The 18,648-nt window shown below is 46.9% G+C and carries 13 protein-coding genes; 3 read left to right on the top strand and 10 right to left on the bottom strand.

Annotated features, from left to right (window positions below):
• Positions 1-4: 4 nt before the first annotated feature.
• The 3 genes from LWP20_RS00640 to LWP20_RS00630 all read left to right on the top strand — a co-directional run bounded on the left by LWP20_RS00640 (position 5) and on the right by LWP20_RS00630 (position 5,894).
• A complete protein-coding gene (locus tag LWP20_RS00640) occupies positions 5-1,999 on the top strand; it encodes an OmpA family protein (protein WP_242926175.1) in 1,995 nt (664 codons plus the stop codon).
• Positions 2,000-2,429: 430 nt separating this feature from the next.
• Complete coding sequence (locus tag LWP20_RS00635; RefSeq protein ID WP_242926174.1) at positions 2,430-4,868, top strand: PKD domain-containing protein; 2,439 nt, start codon at positions 2,430-2,432, stop codon at positions 4,866-4,868.
• Positions 4,869-4,874: 6 nt separating this feature from the next.
• On the top strand, positions 4,875-5,894 hold the full coding sequence (locus LWP20_RS00630) for a PorP/SprF family type IX secretion system membrane protein (protein WP_242926173.1): 1,020 nt from the start codon (positions 4,875-4,877) through the stop codon (positions 5,892-5,894).
• 6 nt (positions 5,895-5,900) lie between these two features.
• Here the strand turns inward: LWP20_RS00630 and LWP20_RS00625 are convergent, their stop codons facing one another.
• From LWP20_RS00625 to LWP20_RS00580, 10 genes are all read right to left on the bottom strand, one after another.
• Complete coding sequence (locus LWP20_RS00625) at positions 5,901-7,712, bottom strand: hypothetical protein (protein WP_242926172.1); 1,812 nt, start codon at positions 7,710-7,712, stop codon at positions 5,901-5,903.
• Between the two features lie 3 nt (positions 7,713-7,715).
• Positions 7,716-9,905, bottom strand: coding sequence for a DUF4175 family protein (locus tag LWP20_RS00620; RefSeq protein ID WP_242926171.1), 2,190 nt, complete (start codon positions 9,903-9,905; stop codon positions 7,716-7,718).
• The gene (locus tag LWP20_RS00615) at positions 9,905-11,422 is read right to left on the bottom strand and encodes a BatA domain-containing protein (protein WP_242926170.1); all 1,518 of its coding nucleotides are present in this window, start codon (positions 11,420-11,422) and stop codon (positions 9,905-9,907) included. The genes LWP20_RS00620 and LWP20_RS00615 overlap by 1 nt, the downstream gene beginning before the upstream one ends.
• A 160-nt stretch (positions 11,423-11,582) precedes the next feature.
• Positions 11,583-12,476 (bottom strand): DUF58 domain-containing protein, encoded by an 894-nt coding sequence (locus LWP20_RS00610; protein ID WP_242926169.1) that lies wholly within the window; start codon positions 12,474-12,476, stop codon positions 11,583-11,585.
• A 52-nt stretch (positions 12,477-12,528) separates the two neighbouring features.
• Positions 12,529-12,927 carry a DUF1801 domain-containing protein gene (locus LWP20_RS00605; RefSeq protein ID WP_242926168.1) on the bottom strand — a complete coding sequence of 133 codons (399 nt, stop codon included), beginning with the start codon at positions 12,925-12,927 and terminating at the stop codon, positions 12,529-12,531.
• Between the two features lie 53 nt (positions 12,928-12,980).
• Complete coding sequence (locus tag LWP20_RS00600) at positions 12,981-13,520, bottom strand: hypothetical protein (RefSeq protein WP_242926167.1); 540 nt, start codon at positions 13,518-13,520, stop codon at positions 12,981-12,983.
• 135 nt (positions 13,521-13,655) lie between these two features.
• Complete coding sequence (locus LWP20_RS00595; RefSeq protein ID WP_242926166.1) at positions 13,656-14,651, bottom strand: AAA family ATPase; 996 nt, start codon at positions 14,649-14,651, stop codon at positions 13,656-13,658.
• 238 nt (positions 14,652-14,889) lie between these two features.
• A complete protein-coding gene (locus LWP20_RS00590; protein ID WP_242926165.1) occupies positions 14,890-15,507 on the bottom strand; it encodes a DUF4159 domain-containing protein in 618 nt (205 codons plus the stop codon).
• A 124-nt stretch (positions 15,508-15,631) separates the two neighbouring features.
• Complete coding sequence (locus LWP20_RS00585; RefSeq protein WP_242926164.1) at positions 15,632-16,948, bottom strand: TldD/PmbA family protein; 1,317 nt, start codon at positions 16,946-16,948, stop codon at positions 15,632-15,634.
• Positions 16,949-16,979: 31 nt separating this feature from the next.
• Complete coding sequence (locus tag LWP20_RS00580) at positions 16,980-18,626, bottom strand: TldD/PmbA family protein (RefSeq protein WP_242926163.1); 1,647 nt, start codon at positions 18,624-18,626, stop codon at positions 16,980-16,982.
• Between the last annotated feature and the right edge of the window lie 22 nt (positions 18,627-18,648).

The following is an 18,648-nucleotide window of genomic DNA, read 5'->3' as shown; positions in this document are numbered from 1 at the left end:
GGCAATGATTACGAAAAAGCTTTTATTTATTTTACTCCTAAGCACTTTTATACTTGGCTTGTCTTTTTCTTCTTTTGCACAGCAAGAGTTGAAGCAGGCAGATAAGCATTTCAAGCAGTTTGAGTATACACTGGCGCTGGAAGCCTACAAAAAAATACTGGAAGACACGCAGCCTGATGCGACTATTATACAGCGTATAGCAGACATATACCGCCTGATGAATAATAGCAAAGAAGCTGAGTTCTGGTATGCGCAGGCAACAGGCCTTAATGATGCAGATCCTTCAGCATTTTATTTTTATGCTGAGGCTGCCAAGCGGAATGGCAATTATGCCATGGCTAAGCAAATGTTTAACGAGTATGGCAAACGTGTACCAGACAAAATAGACCTTGCTAACCATATGGCTGCTTCCTGCGATTCAGCAATACTCTGGATAAAGCAGCCGCAGTCTTATGATATAAAAAAATCCTCTGCTATTAGTTCGGAGAGTGTTGATTTTAGCCCGACGCCAATGCCAGGCGGCGTGCTTTTTTCTTCTGACAAACCTGTTGTTAATGGCAGTAACAAAGAACAGTTACACCGTTTCCGCTGGACGGGTAATGGCTATGTGCAGTTATACTTTTCCTATATGGCTGCCGACAGTACGCTTGGAAATCCAGAACCACTTCCGCAATCGATCAATACCAGTTTCCATAATGGTGCTGCCTCTTTTCTGGAAAAAGAAAATACGCTATTCTTTACACGCACCAATCACGGTAAAAGAAGTGCCAAAACAGGTAACACGGATCCTACAAGCTGGGTTGGTTTAGGTTTAGGCAAAAACGTTACAATAAGGCTGGAAATTTTTATGGCCGAACTTAAAGGAGATAAATGGGTAAACATACGTCCGTTTAAGTATAACAAAGCATCTCAGTATTCTGTAGGCCACCCGGCTGTTACCCCAGATGGGCAACTCCTATACTTTGTTTCTGACATGGAAGGCGGTTTTGGCGAAACTGATATTTATTACTGCGAACGCCAGAAAGATGGTAGTTGGGGAAAACCTGTAAATGCTGGAAACACTATTAACACAAGTGGTCGCGAGAGCTTTCCTTCTATAGGTGCTGATGGCAATTTATACTTCTCGTCAGACAGACATACAGGCCTTGGAGGACTCGATATTTTCAAAGCAGAGGGAGATCGCAGTACATGGAAAAGCGTAGTAAATTTAAAATATCCGGTTAACTCGCCAAGCGATGATTTTGGTGCCATGGTTGATACGTCTGGAGTAAGGGGTATGCTATCATCTGGCCGTAACAGTGACAATGGCTCTGATAATATCTATACTTTTAAGAGGATTAGAGTACCCTGTTCACTTGTTGGTGTTACTATAGAGCGCATCACAGTAAAAGGTACTACTAAAAAGAAAATAGTGCCGGTAGAGCAGGTGTTTTTACAAATGTTTGAAGAAGAAAACGGCGTACTAAAAGAGATATTCTCAGACGCTCAGGGTAAGTTTAAATTCGAAGTAAAAGCTGGCCTGAATTATACCATCAGAGGTAGTAAGAAAGGTTACCTGACACAAACCGTAAATGTAGTACCACAGTGTATCTTTAATACAGATTCGGTAAAAGTGGAAATGGTCTTTAACCGCGATACGCCAAACAAGCCTATTGTGCTGGAGAATATTTTCTATGATCTTGATAAGCATGAAATACGGCCGGATGCGGCGCTTGAGCTAGACAAACTGGTACAAACGCTGAAAGATAACCCAACTATACGAATAGAGCTGAGTTCGCATACGGATAGCCGTAATACGCAACGCTATAACGATACGCTTTCAAGGTTGCGTGCACAAGCTGCCGTTGATTACCTTATTTCAAAAGGAATTGAACGGAACAGGTTAGTAGCCAAAGGTTATGGCGAGTCGCAGTTGCTAAACAAATGTGCCGATGGGGTAACTTGCTCAGAAGAACAGCATCAGTTAAACCGCCGTACCGAATTTAAGATCATTAAGTAAAGTATAACTAGGTTTTATTACGAAAGCCGTGGCGCCCTATAGTGCCACGGCTTTCGTATTTATAGCTAAACCATAACAACGCCAACTTGCCCAAGCCCAGTTAATATTTTTGTGTAGCTACTTTTGCACAATACTACAGGCAGTATTTTAAACATTGTTTAATTAATTAAATAGAACCTCTTTGTAACTCTGTTCGCCAAAGCAAAATGCTGGTTATAAGTAGGTATAGTTATTAAATGCTATAGCCATATCTGATTGTTTATAATTGTACTATTTTGCCTTTAAAAGAATGATTTTTTAAACAATTTTGATATAATTTATAGATTTACAATAAAAAATATAACTTAATTGTTAAACAAATTGCAAAATGCTGAGTAATAGAGAAATACTTCTATAGATTTTAGTATTCTTAATATTACACCGGCAAAGTATGAAGCACTTTTTACAGAACATCTATACAAGATGCCTTTTTCTGCTGCTAACTAGTCTGTTTATACTTGGTGGAGCAAAGGCAGGTGCAAAGGGCAGCCTTACTGACAAAAGTCTGAAATCATCGGTTGAGGATAAAATCTCATCAACAGGTAATGCTAGTAATATTGCTGTAGGAGGTATAAGCCCTATTGCTGAATTTCAATTTGTGCCCAATTGCGGCACCGATTCAACGGTTTTCACAGACGCATCTATGGCCACCGGTAGTGTAACATCCGGTAATGTAAACAAACTGGTGAGCTGGTATTGGGAGTTTGGCGATGGCAGCACCTCTGGTAAGCAGAATCCTAAGCATCTGTACGCTTCTCCGGGCACCTATACTGTAAAGCTGAAAGTTAAATCGGCTTTAGGCCTGAGCGATAAAATAACAAAACAGGTAAAGATCGGGATAGAGCCTGTGCCGGACTTCCAGGTGGCAGGCGGATGCAGCCGTTCAGTAATAACTTTTGCGGATAAATCTACAGTTGCTGAAGGCACCATAACAGGTTGTGAATGGGATTTTGGGGATGGCACACCACATGTAAAGGAAATGGGCCCAAGCCATACTTATGCCAAAGGCGGAACTTATGTAATAACGCTAAAAGTAAGTACGTCTGATGGTTGCACACGTTCCGTATCCAGATCGGTATTAGTCAATCATACGCCTAAACCACTTTTTAGCCTGCCTAATATTTGTTCAGAGGATGTAGCCTTTATAAAGAATCAAACAGGTATAGAAAACGAATCGGTTAAGTATAAATGGTATTTCGGAGATGGGGCTACAAGCACAGACAGCAACCCCAAACACAAGTATGCTACCTATGGCAACTATAAAGTAAAACTGGCAGTGGTTACAGCTAAGGGCTGTGCAGATAGCTTAGAAGTAAACTATACAGTAAACAGCTCAGACCCTAAAGCCAATTTTGAAGCTGTATATTTTTGCCAGAAAGATGGAGTAGAGTTTTCCGACAGGTCCAGCTTAACGTTTGGCAGAATCATAAAATGGGTCTGGGATTTTGGAGATGGTACTACGTCCAATCAGCAACACCCCACACATAAATATGCTAAACCCGGGAATTATAAGGTAAGGTTAAAGGCATATTCCGGCATTAGTTGCTACGATATTACCGAACAAACCATCACTATTATACCTAGCCCCGATGCCGGCTTTGCCACAGCAGACGTATGCTTCGGCGAAAAAACGATATTTACCAACAACTCCACATTTAGCAGCGGAAAAATAGTAAAACAGGTCTGGGACTTTGGTGATGGAAATGGGTCTTTAGCACATTCGCCTGCGCATACTTATGCGCAGGCAGGTACTTATAATGTAAAACTGACCGTTACCGCAGAGAATGGCTGCCAAGATAGCTTTAGCAAAAATGTGAATGTATTTGCAGTTCCGAAAGTAGCTTTCTCGCCTGTAGGGGTTTGCATTACTGGCCCGGCAACTTTTAAAAACGAGACTGTTTTAGCTAACGGAAGTATAAAAAGCTGGCACTGGACCTTTGGCGATGGAAGCAGCTCTGACGAGCAGAACCCGCAACACACTTACAGTAAAAAAGGGAAGTATAAAGTACGCCTGGTTGCAATAACAGCTAATGGTTGCACCAATACACTGGAGCAAATTGTAAACGTGGTAACACCGCCTGTAGCCAAGGCCGGCCCTGATCAGGTACCTTTGTGCGGGCCTGTTACAACAAAGCTGGCAGCCAATACACCAGAAATGCCAGCAACCGGCACTTGGACTATCGCTAGCGGAGCAGGGGGCAGTTTTTCGGATGCAACCGACCCGAAAGCAATTTTTTATGGGCAGGAAGGGCAGCTTTATACATTGCGCTGGACTGTTAAAAGTAGCCCATGTCTGGAAGCAGTAGATGAAGTAAAGGTAAAATTCAGTGCGATACCTGGAGTAAGTATAGGGCCAAATACAGAAATAGAAGTGCTGGAAGGCGGCAGTGTAACTATACCTGGCAGTGGCGATGGCCGTTTGCTCTGGTCTCCGGCTACCGGTTTAGATAACCCGGCAAGTGCAACCCCAACTGCTTCGCCCACAGAAACCACAGTTTATACTTTAACTGCTACAACCGAAGATGGCTGCACCAACTCAAAAACTGTGACTGTAAAAGTGCTCGATCATCTGAAAGTAACCACGGGCATTTCACCTAACGGCGATGGAATCAATGATTCTTGGGTACTGGAAGGGATAGAGTTTTACCCCGATATATCGGTTAGCATTTATAATAGGTGGGGCGAGATTGTGTATGCTTCCAAAGGATACCGAACTCCCTGGGATGCCACCCATAACGGCACCCCTGTTCCGGATGGCGCCTATTATTACATCATCGACACACACCGGGGCAGAAAGCCATTCAAAGGATCAATAACAGTGCTAAGGTAAAATGGGATGAAAAAGATTTTGATCGTGCTGCTGGCTGCCGTATGTAGCCTGGCACAAGCGCAGCAACTCCCGCATTTCAGCCAGTACATGCTGAATGGTTACCTCATAAATCCTGCCGTGGCTGGCTCAGAAAACTATGGCGAGGCAAAAGTAGGTTACCGCAACCAGTGGACCGGGCTGGAAGGAGCACCTAAATCGTATTACCTGACGCTGCAAATGCCCATAAGCAAAATAGACCGCAATACTACAGCCGCTACACTGCCCAGCCGCGACCGCAACAGCCGTAAATTCTTATACCGCAAATACATGCACGATGAGATCAGGATGGCAGAACCCCACCATGGTGTAGGACTTACTGCCATAGCAGATAAAGCAGGGGCATTGAGCCGCTCCGATATCGGCCTGACCTACGCTTATCACCTGCCCCTAAATACAACTATGAATATGTCGGTGGGTTTATCGGGAGGTGTTTCGGTATATAACATCGATCAGCGGTTGCTCTTGCTTTCAAACCCCAGCGACCCTGCTTTTACTGATGGCGGTTATAACCGTGTAAAGCCAAACATTACCGCAGGAGCTTTACTTTATTCAAAACGCTTTTATATTGGCGTTACTACGGCTCAGGTACTGCAAGATGAGCTAACACCCGGGCAAACCGACCTGGAGAAACAAAATCGTTCTTACATGCATAGCTACCTTACAGGGGGCTATAAGGTGGTATTGTCCAAAGACCTTTCGTTGCTGCCTTCTGTGTTGCTTAAATATGTGCGATCTTCTTCTGTTTCAGCAGATGCTAACCTGAAAGTGCTGTTTTCTGATAAAATCTGGGCTGGTTGCTCTTACAGGCATAACGATGCCGTTATACTATTAGGTGGTGTAAATGTAAACAACATGTTTCAACTGGGGTACGCCTACGATATGGCAAGCGGAAGAATCAGCAAATCGGGCTATGGCAGCCACGAAGTAGTGCTGGGCATTCTCTTGAATAATAAAGCCAGAATTTACAGCCCATCGGATTTCTGGTAAACCTATCTATAGCTTCTCTTCCAACCATAAAAACCCACTGCTCAATACAAAAAGTATAAAGAACCAGATAATGGGTACAGGCTCATTTGTGTAAGCAGTAGAGGCCATAGTAGTTGGTTTTATACTTTGCTGCTGCACAAACTGTTGTGTTGCCTGTTGCCTGGCAAGTATAGCTTGGTGTGGCCATGCTTTTACATCCTGCACAAAAAAATAAAAAGGTTTCACATCCTCCGATTCCACCACATGCCAGCCTGTTTGCTTAGGCCAAAAAATGCCGTTAAATACTTCCGGCTGATGAACGGTTTGCGCTAAAGCTATATTTACGCTGGTAGTATCATTTATACTTCGGATCGTAGCTTCGGGTGCTTCCTGCTGGGTTTCTAAAGTATAATCAGTCAGGGAAAGCATAACCGGCTTGTGTACCTGCGGCGCCTGTGGTTTGGCAAGCTGCCAGAATTTTTCCTGCTCTTCCTTTTTCGCCACTGCAGATAGCAGATGCGCCCAGTAAGTAGCATATGTGCTTTGCTTTCCTTCCAGTTGCCAGCTAAAAGTTTGAGGTATAACTGTTAGTGCTACAGTTCCCCAGCCAGCTTTCTTGCTTGCTGCCAGCAGGTAGTTCCCTTGTTCTCCTATCAATCCTGTTACGGTTTCAGTGCCGGTTAAAGTATAAGGCAGGGCTGGCACAGTGGTGGTTTGGTTTGCCCAGGTGGCGCGTGCATTGCGGGTTTCCTGTTGCGATAAACGCTTGCTTGGGAAACTGGTGAAGAAAGCTGTTGTTCGGTCTGAAGGCTGCTCTGAAGCGATTGTCAGTACACCCAATCCATTGTCGTTTACGGCACGTTGCAAAGCTGCTTTTTCGGAAGAATTAAACTCCTGCAAGGCCTGGGCTTCTGTTATCACGATATCAAACTGCTGCAACAACTTTGGTGTGATTCTGCCAAGATCGGTTTGCGGCATGTTGATCCACTCGTTTTGCGAAATACCTTTGCTGACCGTGCTGCGCAGGGCCACTTTATGCTGCAACTGGCCCAGATGGTTTTTCAGAAACTTAAACTCGAACAAAGGTGATGCTGAAAGCAGCAGTACCGCCAGCTTCTGCGGCGCCTGCACCTGCACAGGCACTTGCCCTACTGTATCTGACCGATCTTCGGATTTAGTGAACAAGGTATAAACAAAGCGCCCTTCCTGCCTGGGTATATAATTCAGACTAAAAGTATGATTGCCAGCTGCTTTGATTGTTACAGAGTCCTGGGCTTTGCCGGCTGCCTGTAAGTATAATTTCGTTTGTCGCCCTGATTTACTGTTAAATTTACCGGCTACCGTTACGGCCTCGCCAAGTTTAACAGAAGCCGGCCAGGTTACCGCATTAACGCCTGCCGGTAATGCTGACTGGTGCGCGATAAGGTTGAGCGAATCAAGCGCGTTGAGGTCCTGTTCATCCAACCCATAGCCTAAAACATGCACCGCCTGCACCTGCGGTTGGCGCTGCCGGAAAGTATACAGATCGGTTACAGGTTCTGCATTTTTTGCAGTTGTCTGGTAAGTATAAACCTGTGGCTTGGGTTGCAGCTTCTGCAGTAATGTATTTAGAGTATCGGAGTTATAGCCATCTGTTAGCAGTATAGCTGTAGCCGGGTTTATACTTTGTTGGTAAGTAGGCGGGAAAACTAACAGCATCAGGCTTATAACTGCCACCGCACTTGCTACTAACCGCCAGGCCAGTCGCTGCCGGTTAGGCCGTCGCCAGGCCAGCCACAAAAGCAGCAGTACCGCAACTATGGCAAGTATCCAGGGTAGGTATGGTACGTATGGTTGCACTGGTTATTTTTGTTTTTTTGATCCGGTTGTTTTTAGTTCCTGTAGGTATGCCCTGGCAAGTTTGCTTCTGGTAGTGCTCTGTTTCTGAGGTGTGAGGTCAGCGGGCGGCAGTAATTCATTCCAGGTTTGCTCTACGGTTTGCAGGCATTCTATACACAAAACTTTGCCGGAGTTTATGTCAGCTATCAGGGTGCGCAAATCCTGCAATGCGCGCAGGTAACGGCCTGGCCTCGTCAGTGCTGCCTGCGTCAGTTCACGGCCTGCACGTTCCAGCAATGCCGCATCCGCAGGTTTATACTTGCCGCCTTGCTTCTGGTGCTCCAGCCACTGCAATGCCTCGCGCGTATTTGGCAGCTTTGTTTCTGCTTTTATGCTTTGCTTTTCTGATGGTGCTTTTATTTTACTTAAATCTCCGGTCAGGCGCTTTTCAGGTTCTTTAAGCGGTGGCGCCTCGAAGCCGGTTTTAGCTGCATAAGCACGGGTACTTTGCTGCACCTCTTTTAGCATACGCAGGGCTTTGTACTCAAATGGCAGTGCTTCTTTTGGTTTATGTGTGCGCAGGCGCAACTCCGCTTCCCACATTTGCGCGAGTGCGCCTTTTAGCTTGGCTTTTACGGCAGGTTCAAAAATAGTGGCTTCGCCTTCCTGGTCGTGTTTGTGCATGTAAGGGTCCAGCAGCGCCTGTGCGTCGTTCGGGTTGGTAACCTGCGGATGATCATGACCATCTTCGGCATGGTGTTCCTCGCCTTCAGGAATTCCGCCACCGGGGCCAATACCGCTTTCAAATTCTTCGCCCAGGAATTTTCCGTAGCGCAGGCGCAGCAGTTTCTGGTCTACGCCCAGGTTATTGCTGCGCTCTTCAAAAACGGTACGGTTTATACTTTTTTGTTCTGCAATCAGTTTTTCGGTATCGATGATGATCTGGCGCTGACTCCTGAAATATTCTGGCACCGGGTTTACACCCATCGAAAGGTCGCTCATACTTTCTACCACAGCCGTATCCTCAATCTGCACAAAGTAGGTTTCGGAGCGGGTATAGCCACGGTGGTTGTCCCAGGCCTGCACATAAAAGTATAACTCATCGCCATAGGTCATACCCAGTTTTTTCAGGTCGATGGTTTTGCTGATGTTAAATTGGCGGGTTTGTTTGCCAAAGCCCAGGCTGATCTTTTCTTCCCGGAATTTCACGGCCTCGCCGGTTCCTTTGGCTACAGTGGCGATCATGTTAGCGTCGCGTAGGCCGTAGTCATCTGTTAGTTTTGCCTGAAGCGTAACGCGCTGCGCATCGCCAAAAAGTATTTCGGTATATTGTTCCGGTTTCGTAATCTGAAGCACAGGCGCTTCGTCAGGGATAATCTCTAAGGTATAATAAACCGACTTTTGCCCGTTCAGATTGAAGTGGTAAAGCGCTGGCTCCGTAAAGATTTTAGCTAAGGTATAGCTGCCATTTTTGCCATTCAGTTTAACCGGGTTGGTTTCGTTTAAAACCAATTGCAGTTGCTGAGCAGGCTTGTTTGTAGTGATGCGCCAGTTAACAGTAGCGCCCTGTTCTACGCGCAGATTCGGATTATCAGCCTGGTAAGCTTTTTTGCCGGTATAAGCCGGCGGCGTAATGGTTATTTCAATCTTCTGGATAACAACAGCAGTATCAGCTGCTTCTTTAGGTGCATCCGGGAAATTAATCTTAAGCTGTACTGGTGAAGCGGCGCCAGCCAGTGGTGCAGCCGGCAAGTATAAAATCCCGAGTGAGAGCAGCAAGGCTATACTTAGTGCCGCCAGACTATTGCTTTTTTTAAGATGAAACGTTTGCTGATGATCCGGGGAGATTGCCTGCAGCTGTGTGGTAATCTTCTGCCTTTGTAATTTTTCGAGCAAATTTAGATTGTCTTCCGGGCGAAGCAGGAGTTCTGTGCTATCTTCTAGTTGCGGGTAAACGCGATTAAGGTGGCGGGTAACCTGTAGCAAATCTGTTTTTAGAACGGAGCGCATTGCCCAGGCAAAGTATAAAACCGCACCTAAAATTAAGGTTGTAGCAAGTGTAGCCAGTATAGTTACTTCCGTTCCCCATTTGTAAAGTATAGCGCCGCCCAAAGCTGCTACAGCCAGCGCCTGCAAGGCATACAGCAGACCTTTCTGCCGAATGTAGTTCCGGCGGATGTGCTGAAGAATGTATAGGCTATCCTGTGCTGGCATTATAGGTTGGCTCGTTTACTGGTGGTTAGCAATCGTTCTGCTAAAAATAAGATAAAAGCGGCCAATACCAGCCAGGACATAAGGTTTTGCTGCTGCTCCTTCTGTTTTATACTTGCAAGTATGGGTTTTATACCTGGTTTCAGTTGCTTTTCAGAAATAGCGCGAACATCGTAAAAAGTAGCTTCAGGTTGAGGCAACAGCAAAGGCAAAAACAGTTCCGGCAATTGTGCACTTTGCCCCAGTTGGCTCCAGCCCGGGCTAAACCTGCTCCTGAAATGATACACATTGCCTTTGCCCATTGCCTGCACAACCAGTAATGGTTCGCCTCCGGATGTTTGCCAAAGCATAGTATAATTACCGGTAAGCGTATCTGTAGCAAGTTGCTTTACATTGATGTATCCTGCAGTTGCGGCAAAATGAGCTGTTGTAGTTGCTGGTTCTATACTTGGTTGCAGCCATACATTTGTTCCCTGCTTTTGTATTTGTTGTAGCCAGGTTTCAGGTAGTTTTCCGCTGCTGAGCCAGAAGAGCCAGTCTGTAGTTGCATCCGGTGCGGCGGCAGTTGCTATAGTTTGCGTTGCAACCGGAATGCCTGTATACTTGCTGATAGCCTGAATGGCAGCCTGCAGGTAGCGCACCTCCGGTTGCTGATCTTTATCATAAACTATACTTGCCCGCAACGGCGCTTTTCTTACGAACACCTTTTGCTCATTATCCTGCATTTGCGCCCACAAACTATCGCCCTGTTGCGTTAGATTGATTGCTTTACCATCAGCTAGTTTTATACTTTGGGCATTGCCTGAGAAAGCAGCGCGAATACGGTTATAGGTGGTGCCTTCTCTTGTACTGTGGCCAAGTATAAACTGAATACTATCTTGGCTGATGACGTTTGCAGTCTGCAGCCAGTTTGTGGAAGCCTCAAGTGCTATTGGTACCCAGTTAATATTCTCCTGCAAAGTTGTAGGGGTACCTCTGAAATGCCGCAGCTGATCAGAAGTAAAGAGCCAGGCACTATCTTGTTTGTGAGGGTGTAGCTGTGCCAGTGCCGGCAGCAGTGCCCAGTAATTGCCGTTCCTCACCAGCGAATCGGTTGGGCTTTGGCTGATTTTCTGCCATCTCCCCTGCATTATTTGTTTAAACCCCGGGGTATAGCTATGCAAGGTATAACCGCGCAGCAACAACGAATCTATAGTTGGTTTTATACCTTTGAGGGCTGAACTACACAACAACTCCGGGCTTACATAAATTGCCTTTTTACCGGGCTCCTTTTCAGGTGTTTTTTCTAAAACTGGTTTTGCCAGAGCTATAGCAAGCAGTATAAGTATAAAGCAGCGCAGCACCAGCAGCCAGAAATTGTTCAGCTTTATACTGCTCCAACGGTTACTCGCCGATGCCTCCAGCCAACGCAGACTACCCACCTTCACCGTCTTTCCCTGCCGTTTATTCCACAGGTGAATGGCGATAGGCACAAGTATAGCCGACGCTGCAAGTAGTAAATATGGTGCGAGTAAGGTCAAGTTTACAGATGCTGTTTATTAGTTATTAGTTTGTGGGGCGATTAACCCACCCCTGCCCCTCCCGAGAGGGGAATTTACTCGTCCAAAGTATTCCCCTCCTCGGAGGGGTTAGGGGTGGGTTCTTCATTTATCAGACAACAATCATCGATTAACAATTAAATCATCCGTACAGTAACCGTTTTTGAAGGAATGTCCTGAGGGCTTTATCCAGTGGCTCGTCGGTTACAAACCTGTCGTAGGCGATGTGGCGGTTGCGCATGTCTTTTTCTATATCCTGCAGCCATTCCTGTTGTTTGGCTAAGTATGCCTGCTTCTGTGAAGCGCTGCTTACCTGAAGTGTTTGCCCTGTTTCCAGATCCTCGAAGGTGAGGGTGCCGTTGTAGGCAAAGTCAAGTTCATTGCGGCTCATCAGGTGGGCCAGCAGCAACTCGTGGCCCTGTGCCCCCAGCTTGTACAGCAGGTCTTTTATCTCGTGCTCATGCTCATACAAATCCGACAGGAAAACAGTTAGCTCTTTCCGCCGCCTATCGGCAAACAGGTTGGCGGCTACTTCCATACCCGGAAACTTACCTTGCGGCTTTACTTCTGCCAACTGGTGCCAGAAACGCTGCAGGTGCATGTTGTCGGAGCGCGGCGTCAGGTTAATGAGTTGGTTCTCGTGCAGCACGTATAGGCCCACCGCATCGCCCTGCGTAGTTGCCAGGTAAGCCAGCGACGCCACCATAAACCGGGCGTAATCCATCTTGCTGATGCCGTTCACATCTTCGTGTGCCATCGAGGCGCTGCCATCAAGTATAAATCTTACTGTAATGTTGGTGTCTACTTCGGCCTCCCGGATGTAATAGCGGTCGGAGCGGGCAAACATCTTCCAGTCGAGTTGGCGCAGATCGTCGCCGGGTTGGTAACTGCGGTACTGGCTAAACTCCAGTCCTGCCCCACGCCGCAAACTTTGGTTCTGTCCCGCCAAAAAGCCCTCCACCACTGTTTTAGCCAGCAGCGGCAGGTCTTTTATGGTAGCCAATACCTTCGGATCGATGAATTTGTGGGTGCTCAAGGGTAGAATATGTAGCAGTAAGGTCTTAAATATAAAATATGTGGTTCAAGCGTTACACAACTACAGCCGTGGCCTCAAGCCAGTTATTTATGATTTTCTTGAATTCGGACGCTTTTAGCTCCAGCTCTTCGATAGTTATAAATGTTGAGACGGCCCTGTCATTCGTCACCCATTTTAAGATGCCTGTAGGATCGGCAATTAATCTTTCTGCGGGTTGCTTTTTAGACTTTGCTCCGGTATGAAATACAACCTGTATGTTTTTAGGCGGGAACAGCTTCATCGTTATCCTGTCTTCCCCATTGATAGCATAACTTGGGGCATTCCACTTAATATGCTCCTTTAAATTAGGATTAGACTTGATAATGGTACTCCGGACCTCTAATATGAGATCCTTTAGTGGATGCTCCAACTCCGATAAGAATTCGTTTACCCCCGTGCTCCTGTTTTCCATAGTCTGAAACATTACATTCTGATATATAACCACTATAAATATGGTCTTGAGCCTTAGACCAAGCTCTGCCGCAACTTCATATCCACCAACTCCGCTTCTATAGTAGCATCATCCAATATAATATCCACACCACCAACTAACTCCTCGCGCACTTTTAGCATATACTTTCGGGAGTCGGTGTAGAGCACGATGGCTGCGTCGTAGTAGATGGTTTCGTCGAATTCCTGGTGCCAGTCATGGTACACTTCTATCATCAGCACCTGTGACGACAGCACTTTTATCTCAGAGTACTGCCCCGACTGCAGCAGCTTTTCGCAGCGGAGCGGCATTTTGCTTTCTTCAATGGCAAACTCATAGTAGGTGGTAGACGAGCCAGACGTAAGTTTATAGTCGGCACTGATGTTGATGAAGGTCAGGTCGCCGCGGTTGGTTTTAAGGCCAAGCGCAAACTCCGGTGCCCAGTACAATACCCTATTGCCGGTTGCTTCTACTTTTACTCTATCGGTAAAGAAATAACAGATTCTCTCCCCCACGATCTTCTTCAGCAGCTGTGTGCCTGCGTCCGCCAGTTTTATAGTTGCTGTCTCTTCCATCTGTTTCTTTCTGTAATCATAGCGCGAGCGTCTTCGCTCGTGTTTATTATCGTGTGGCCTCTGGCCACTTTATGCAGAATGAACCGGGCCAGAGGCCCTTGCTATAGTTAGTCACGAGCGTGGACGCTCGCGCCACTATACCAACACCGCCTTCGGCAACTTTATACTTTGTAGTAACTCATCTACCACATTATCGGGTGTGATGCGCTCTGCTTCGGCGGCAAAATTTACCAGCACACGGTGGCGCAGTACCGGGTAGGCCATCGTTTTTATATCATCTATAGTTACAGCAAAACGGCCATGCAGCAGCGCTCTGGCCTTGGAGGTAAGTATAAGCGCCTGCCCGGCACGTGGGCCTGCTCCCCAGCGGCAGTAGTTCTTCACGAAATCTATAGTTGTGCTGTCGGGGCGGGTGGCGCGTACGACTTGATTTACAAAGCTTAGAAGGTCTTCGTTTATGCTTACCTCGCGTACCAGCTGGCGTAGCATCATTACTTCTTCGCCGCTAAGTATAGGCTGTACCTGTGCCTGGCGCGTGCCTGTTGTGTTGGAAAGTATGTTTAGTTCTTCCTGCTCAGTTGGGTATTTTATTTTAATGTAAAGCAGGAATCGGTCTAGCTGCGCCTCGGGTAGCGGGTACGTGCCGGCCTGCTCTATAGGGTTTTGAGTTGCCAGCAAAAAGAAGGGCTTCGGCAAAGTATACGTTTTACCGGCATAGGTTACTTCGTGCTCCTGCATGGCCTCTAGTAAAGCAGCCTGAGTTTTAGGTGGCGTACGGTTTATCTCATCGGCCAGCACAATGTTCGAGAAGATCGGCCCTTCGTTAAATTTAAAGAAGCGTTTGCCGGTAATATGATCTTCTTCCAGAACCTCGGTACCAAGTATGTCTGTCGGCATCAGGTCTGGGGTGAACTGTATCCTCCTGAAGCCTAAATCCATTGCATTGCTTAGCGTGCGAACCAGCAACGTTTTAGCAAGGCCTGGCACACCTTCCAGCAAACCGTGTCCGCCGGCCATCATGGTTATCAGTACCTCGTCGAGTACCTCTTCCTGGCCTACAATTACTTTCTGTATTTCCTGCTTTAGCTGTGGTAGTTTGCCTAACAGGTGGTTTATATCTTGTTCAGTCATTTTATATTTGACTTATACTTCGTTGTAGTGAAGTCTTTTATTATACTTTAACTGATTGGCTTCGAATTAGCTTCTCGCCTCGCCGGCTGGGCCTCACTTTTTTTCTTGACAAAAAAAGTAAGCAAAAAAGTCAAGACAATTTTGAACTCGCTGACCGCTCAAACAAAAAATCGTCATTTATGCACAAGGCTGAAGCCGATACTTTGTAGCATTAAGAGCTCTCATTTAAAATTATTCATTAACTGCTTAGCGCGTACATGATTATGTTGACGCCGAACTTAGTGTTGTCTTCTGCCAGCCAGCGTTTATTTCGGAAGTCGTAGTCCCACTCGCAGCCGTAGTCTTTGTTGCTGTATAGTACGCCAATTCTGCCGTTTATTTCAATCGCTTTCAGGTAGTCGTGCACCAGGTCGTCGCCCCAGCCGTTTAGCTCGAAACTTGTAGTTGGCGGTCCTTCATCAAATGTGAAAAAAGACTTATACAGCTTGTGGTTGTTCGGGATCTTCTTTAGCGCGCTCTGCCCGAAAATTTGCTTCATCTGCTCTTCAAAAGACCTTGCAAAAAGTCCGTCAATGTCGTGGTTGCAGTCGTCTACAAACACGAAGCCACCGTTACGCACATAGGTCTCAAAGTTCTTGCGCTCCTTTTGGTTAAACTGCACCAGCCTGTGGCCGCTCATGTAACAGAAGGGGTAGTTGAAGATCTCTGCATTTTCCAGCGCCACTACTTTCTCCTGTTCGGCTACCTTCACTGTAGTGTACTCAATTAATGAATGCAGCAGGTTGCTTGGCATACGCGGGTCGGTATCCCAGTTGCCGGAGCGGTACTGTAAGCGTACGAAGGTAAAAGGAGGCACTTTGGAATATTTAGTTTTAAACTAATTGTCATCTCGACAGCAGGAGAGATCTGAATTTAATATCTGAACCAGATCTCTCCTATCGTCGAGATGACAGGAAAATTAGAAGTATAAGCAACAGTTATTATACCGCGTCAGACAAGCTAGTGAAGGTAAAGTCACGGATCTTCATTGGCGGAATTAAGCTGCCGCTGATGCGCTGTGGTTTACCAAGAGCTTCCAGGTTGTTGAGCATGATAACCGGGCTTTCGTTGAAACGGAAGTTCTTTACCGGGTACATGATCTTACCGTTTTCGATGTAAAAAGTACCGTCGCGGGTAAGGCCGGTGTAAAGCAGTGTCTGAGGGTCTACAGCACGGATGTACCATAAGCGCGTAACCAATATACCACGTTTGGTGCTCTTGATCATATCTTCCAGCGACTGCGTGCCGCCTTCCATGATTACGTTGCCCGGAGCAGGTATCGATTTGCTGTTTGTTTTGCCAGCCCAGAAACGCGAGTTGTACAGGTTCTTCACCACACCTTTGTCTATCCAGGTAACTTTCTCCTGCGGACGGCCATCACCAGAAAACGGAGCAGATGGAACTTCGGCGTTTGTTGGGTCAGAATACACGGTAATGCGCTCATCTACCAGTTTTTCGCCTACTTTGGTTTTGCCACCGGCTTTGCTCAGGAAGCTGCGGCCTTCTTCTGCGTTGCGCTGGTCCATGTTAAAGAACATGTTCTGCAGCAGGTCTATTGAAGCGGCAGGCTCCAGGATAACGGTATACTTGCCGGGCTCCAGTGCTTTGGCATTACGCGAGTTTACAGCTTTGTCGGCAGCAATCTGCGAGGCTTTGCCTGTATCCAGTTTGCTGGCATCAGAGAAATCCTGTGTAACATAACCGGAGCCAGTACCATCTTCGGTACGCATGGTAACCGAGAAATCTATTACTGACGACGGATGATAAGCGAACAGGCCTTTAGAGTTCAGCTTTGCTACGAAGTTGGTATAGTGCTCCAGGAAGCCGGCAGCCGTTAAGCCTTTGGCAGCCGCAGCATTTATACTTTTAGCAGCCGCCTCGGCACGGTAAGCCGGGTCTATTTTGGCTGTTGAGTCGAAAAGCTCTTTTGTGGTAATGTACTTCTGAGGGCCAAGCATCTCTACATACTCCGGGCTTTCCGGGGCAATGCGTGCAATCTCTTCAGATCGACGTATCACTTTCTCAAGCGACTTATCATCGAACTCGTTTATAGTTGCCACACCAGAGCGCTTGCCAAAACGCGACTCCACCGACATCGACACGTTCTCTTCGGCGCCGCTCGTGGATACTTCATTTCGGGCATAGCGGATGTTGCCGCCAATGTTGCCGCTAAGTGTTACCTCACACTCATCAGCCTTCGAAAAACTCAAAGCCTTTTTCAGTATTGCCTGAGCTTCTTCTTTACTTAATATTGCCATTTTACTTAATGCTCAATTAAAGGTGAAAGACTTAGATTTTTCTGGCTGTGTTGATCACGTTTACGCCGTTGAAACGGGTGTGGGCAGAGCCGTGTGATACCGCACTTACCTGGCTTGGCTGGCCTTTTCCATCGAAGAACGAGCCGAATAAACGGTAATCACTTTCGTCGCACATGTCGGCGCAGGAGTTCCAGAATTCCTGGGTGTTGCTCTGGTAAGCTACGTCTTCTAACTGGCCTACAATTTTACCTCCTTTGATCTCGTAAAACACGGTGCCACCAAACTGGAAGTTATAACGCTGCTGGTCGATAGAATAAGAACCACGCCCTGCAATGTAAATGCCTTTGTCTACACCAGCGATCAGCTGATCAACGTTCTTTTTGGTTTTACCTGGCGCCAGCGATACGTTTGGCATGCGCTGGAACTGCACCGAGCTCCAGTTATCAGCGTAAGCGCAACCATGCGATTCTTTCTCGCCGATGATGTGTGCCTGGTCGCGGATGGCCTGGTAATTTACCAGCACACCGTTTTTGAGCAGGTCCCATTGCTTTGTTTTCACACCTTCATCATCCCAGCCTACCAGGCCAAGGGAGCCTTTCTGCGTTTTATCAGCAAAGATGTTTACCTTATCAGAGCCATACTTGAAGTTTTTGGCCTTCCATTTTTCTAAGGTGGCGAAAGATGTACCAGCGTAGTTGGCTTCGTAGCCCAGCACGCGGTCTAGCTCCAGTGGGTGGCCCACCGATTCGTGTATGGTTAAGCCCAGGTGGTTCGGGTCAAGTATAAGATCATACTTGCCGGCCGCTACTGATTTAGCAGTTAGTTTTGCGCGGGCCTGCTTGGCTGCCAGGGCGGCATCTTCCAGCATGTCGTACGCATAACGGTAGCCGGTTAAGCCAGTGCCTTCTGGGCCTTTTATTTTTTCAGATGCTTTCGGGATCATGTACTCATAGCCCATGCCCATTGGCGCGCTCAGCGCCTCACGCGTACGGAATTTACCAGAAGCTTTATCAACAGCAGTAACGGTAAAGTTTGGCCAGATGCGGTGGATATCCTGATCAATGTAAGAACCGTCTGTAGAAGCAAAATATTTTTGCTCGTTTACCTGGAACAAGGCCGAGTTTACGAAATTAGCGCCGTTCTCCATTGCTTTGGCATTGGCAGCCAGTAACAGATCAGCTTTCTCGCCAACCGGTACTTCAAAAGCGTTTTTCTCGATAGGTGTTTTCCAGCTTACTTCGCCGTAGCCTTTTACAGGAGCCAGTTGTACCGGTTCTTTCTGCAGTTTTGCATTGGCTTTGGCAATGGCTACAGCCTGCTCAGCCGCTTTTGCAATGCCTTTATCCGATACATCAGAAGTAGCGGCAAAGCCCCAGGTTCCGTTAGCTAGTACACGCACACCTACGCCATAAGACTCCGCGTTCACAATGTTCTGCACCTGTTTTTCGCGGGTAAAAACATACTGCTGCAGGTAACGGCCTATGCGCACATCGGCATAAGAAGCACCTTTAGATTTTGCGGAGTTCAGGGCTACATCGGCCAGGCGCTTTTTCAGAGCCGGGTCAACGGTCTCCAGCAAGCGCTCCGGCGAAATAATATCGCCGAACACAGGTATGCTTGGCATCATCAGTCCGCCAAAGCCCAGCGCCGTCAGTTCAAGAAAATTTCGTCGTTTCAAGGTATTAACAGGGTTAGTTTAG

Origin of the sequence: Pontibacter vulgaris (genome assembly GCF_022758145.1) — a bacterium.
In the GTDB taxonomy this organism is placed as follows: Bacteria; Bacteroidota; Bacteroidia; order Cytophagales; family Hymenobacteraceae; genus Pontibacter; species Pontibacter vulgaris.
Note: the sequence above shows the minus strand (reverse complement) of the source record. Positions and strands in the feature narration are given on the sequence as shown.

Coding starts and splice junctions, on each gene's coding strand:
- LWP20_RS00640 (WP_242926175.1), top strand. CDS start 5: ATGATTACGAAAAAGCTTTTATTTATTTTACTCCTAAGCACTTTTATA.
- LWP20_RS00635 (WP_242926174.1), top strand. CDS start 2,430: ATGAAGCACTTTTTACAGAACATCTATACAAGATGCCTTTTTCTGCTG.
- LWP20_RS00630 (WP_242926173.1), top strand. CDS start 4,875: ATGAAAAAGATTTTGATCGTGCTGCTGGCTGCCGTATGTAGCCTGGCA.
- LWP20_RS00620 (WP_242926171.1), bottom strand. CDS start 9,905: ATGCCAGCACAGGATAGCCTATACATTCTTCAGCACATCCGCCGGAAC.
- LWP20_RS00605 (WP_242926168.1), bottom strand. CDS start 12,927: ATGGAAAACAGGAGCACGGGGGTAAACGAATTCTTATCGGAGTTGGAG.
- LWP20_RS00600 (WP_242926167.1), bottom strand. CDS start 13,520: ATGGAAGAGACAGCAACTATAAAACTGGCGGACGCAGGCACACAGCTG.
- LWP20_RS00595 (WP_242926166.1), bottom strand. CDS start 14,651: ATGACTGAACAAGATATAAACCACCTGTTAGGCAAACTACCACAGCTA.
- LWP20_RS00585 (WP_242926164.1), bottom strand. CDS start 16,948: ATGGCAATATTAAGTAAAGAAGAAGCTCAGGCAATACTGAAAAAGGCT.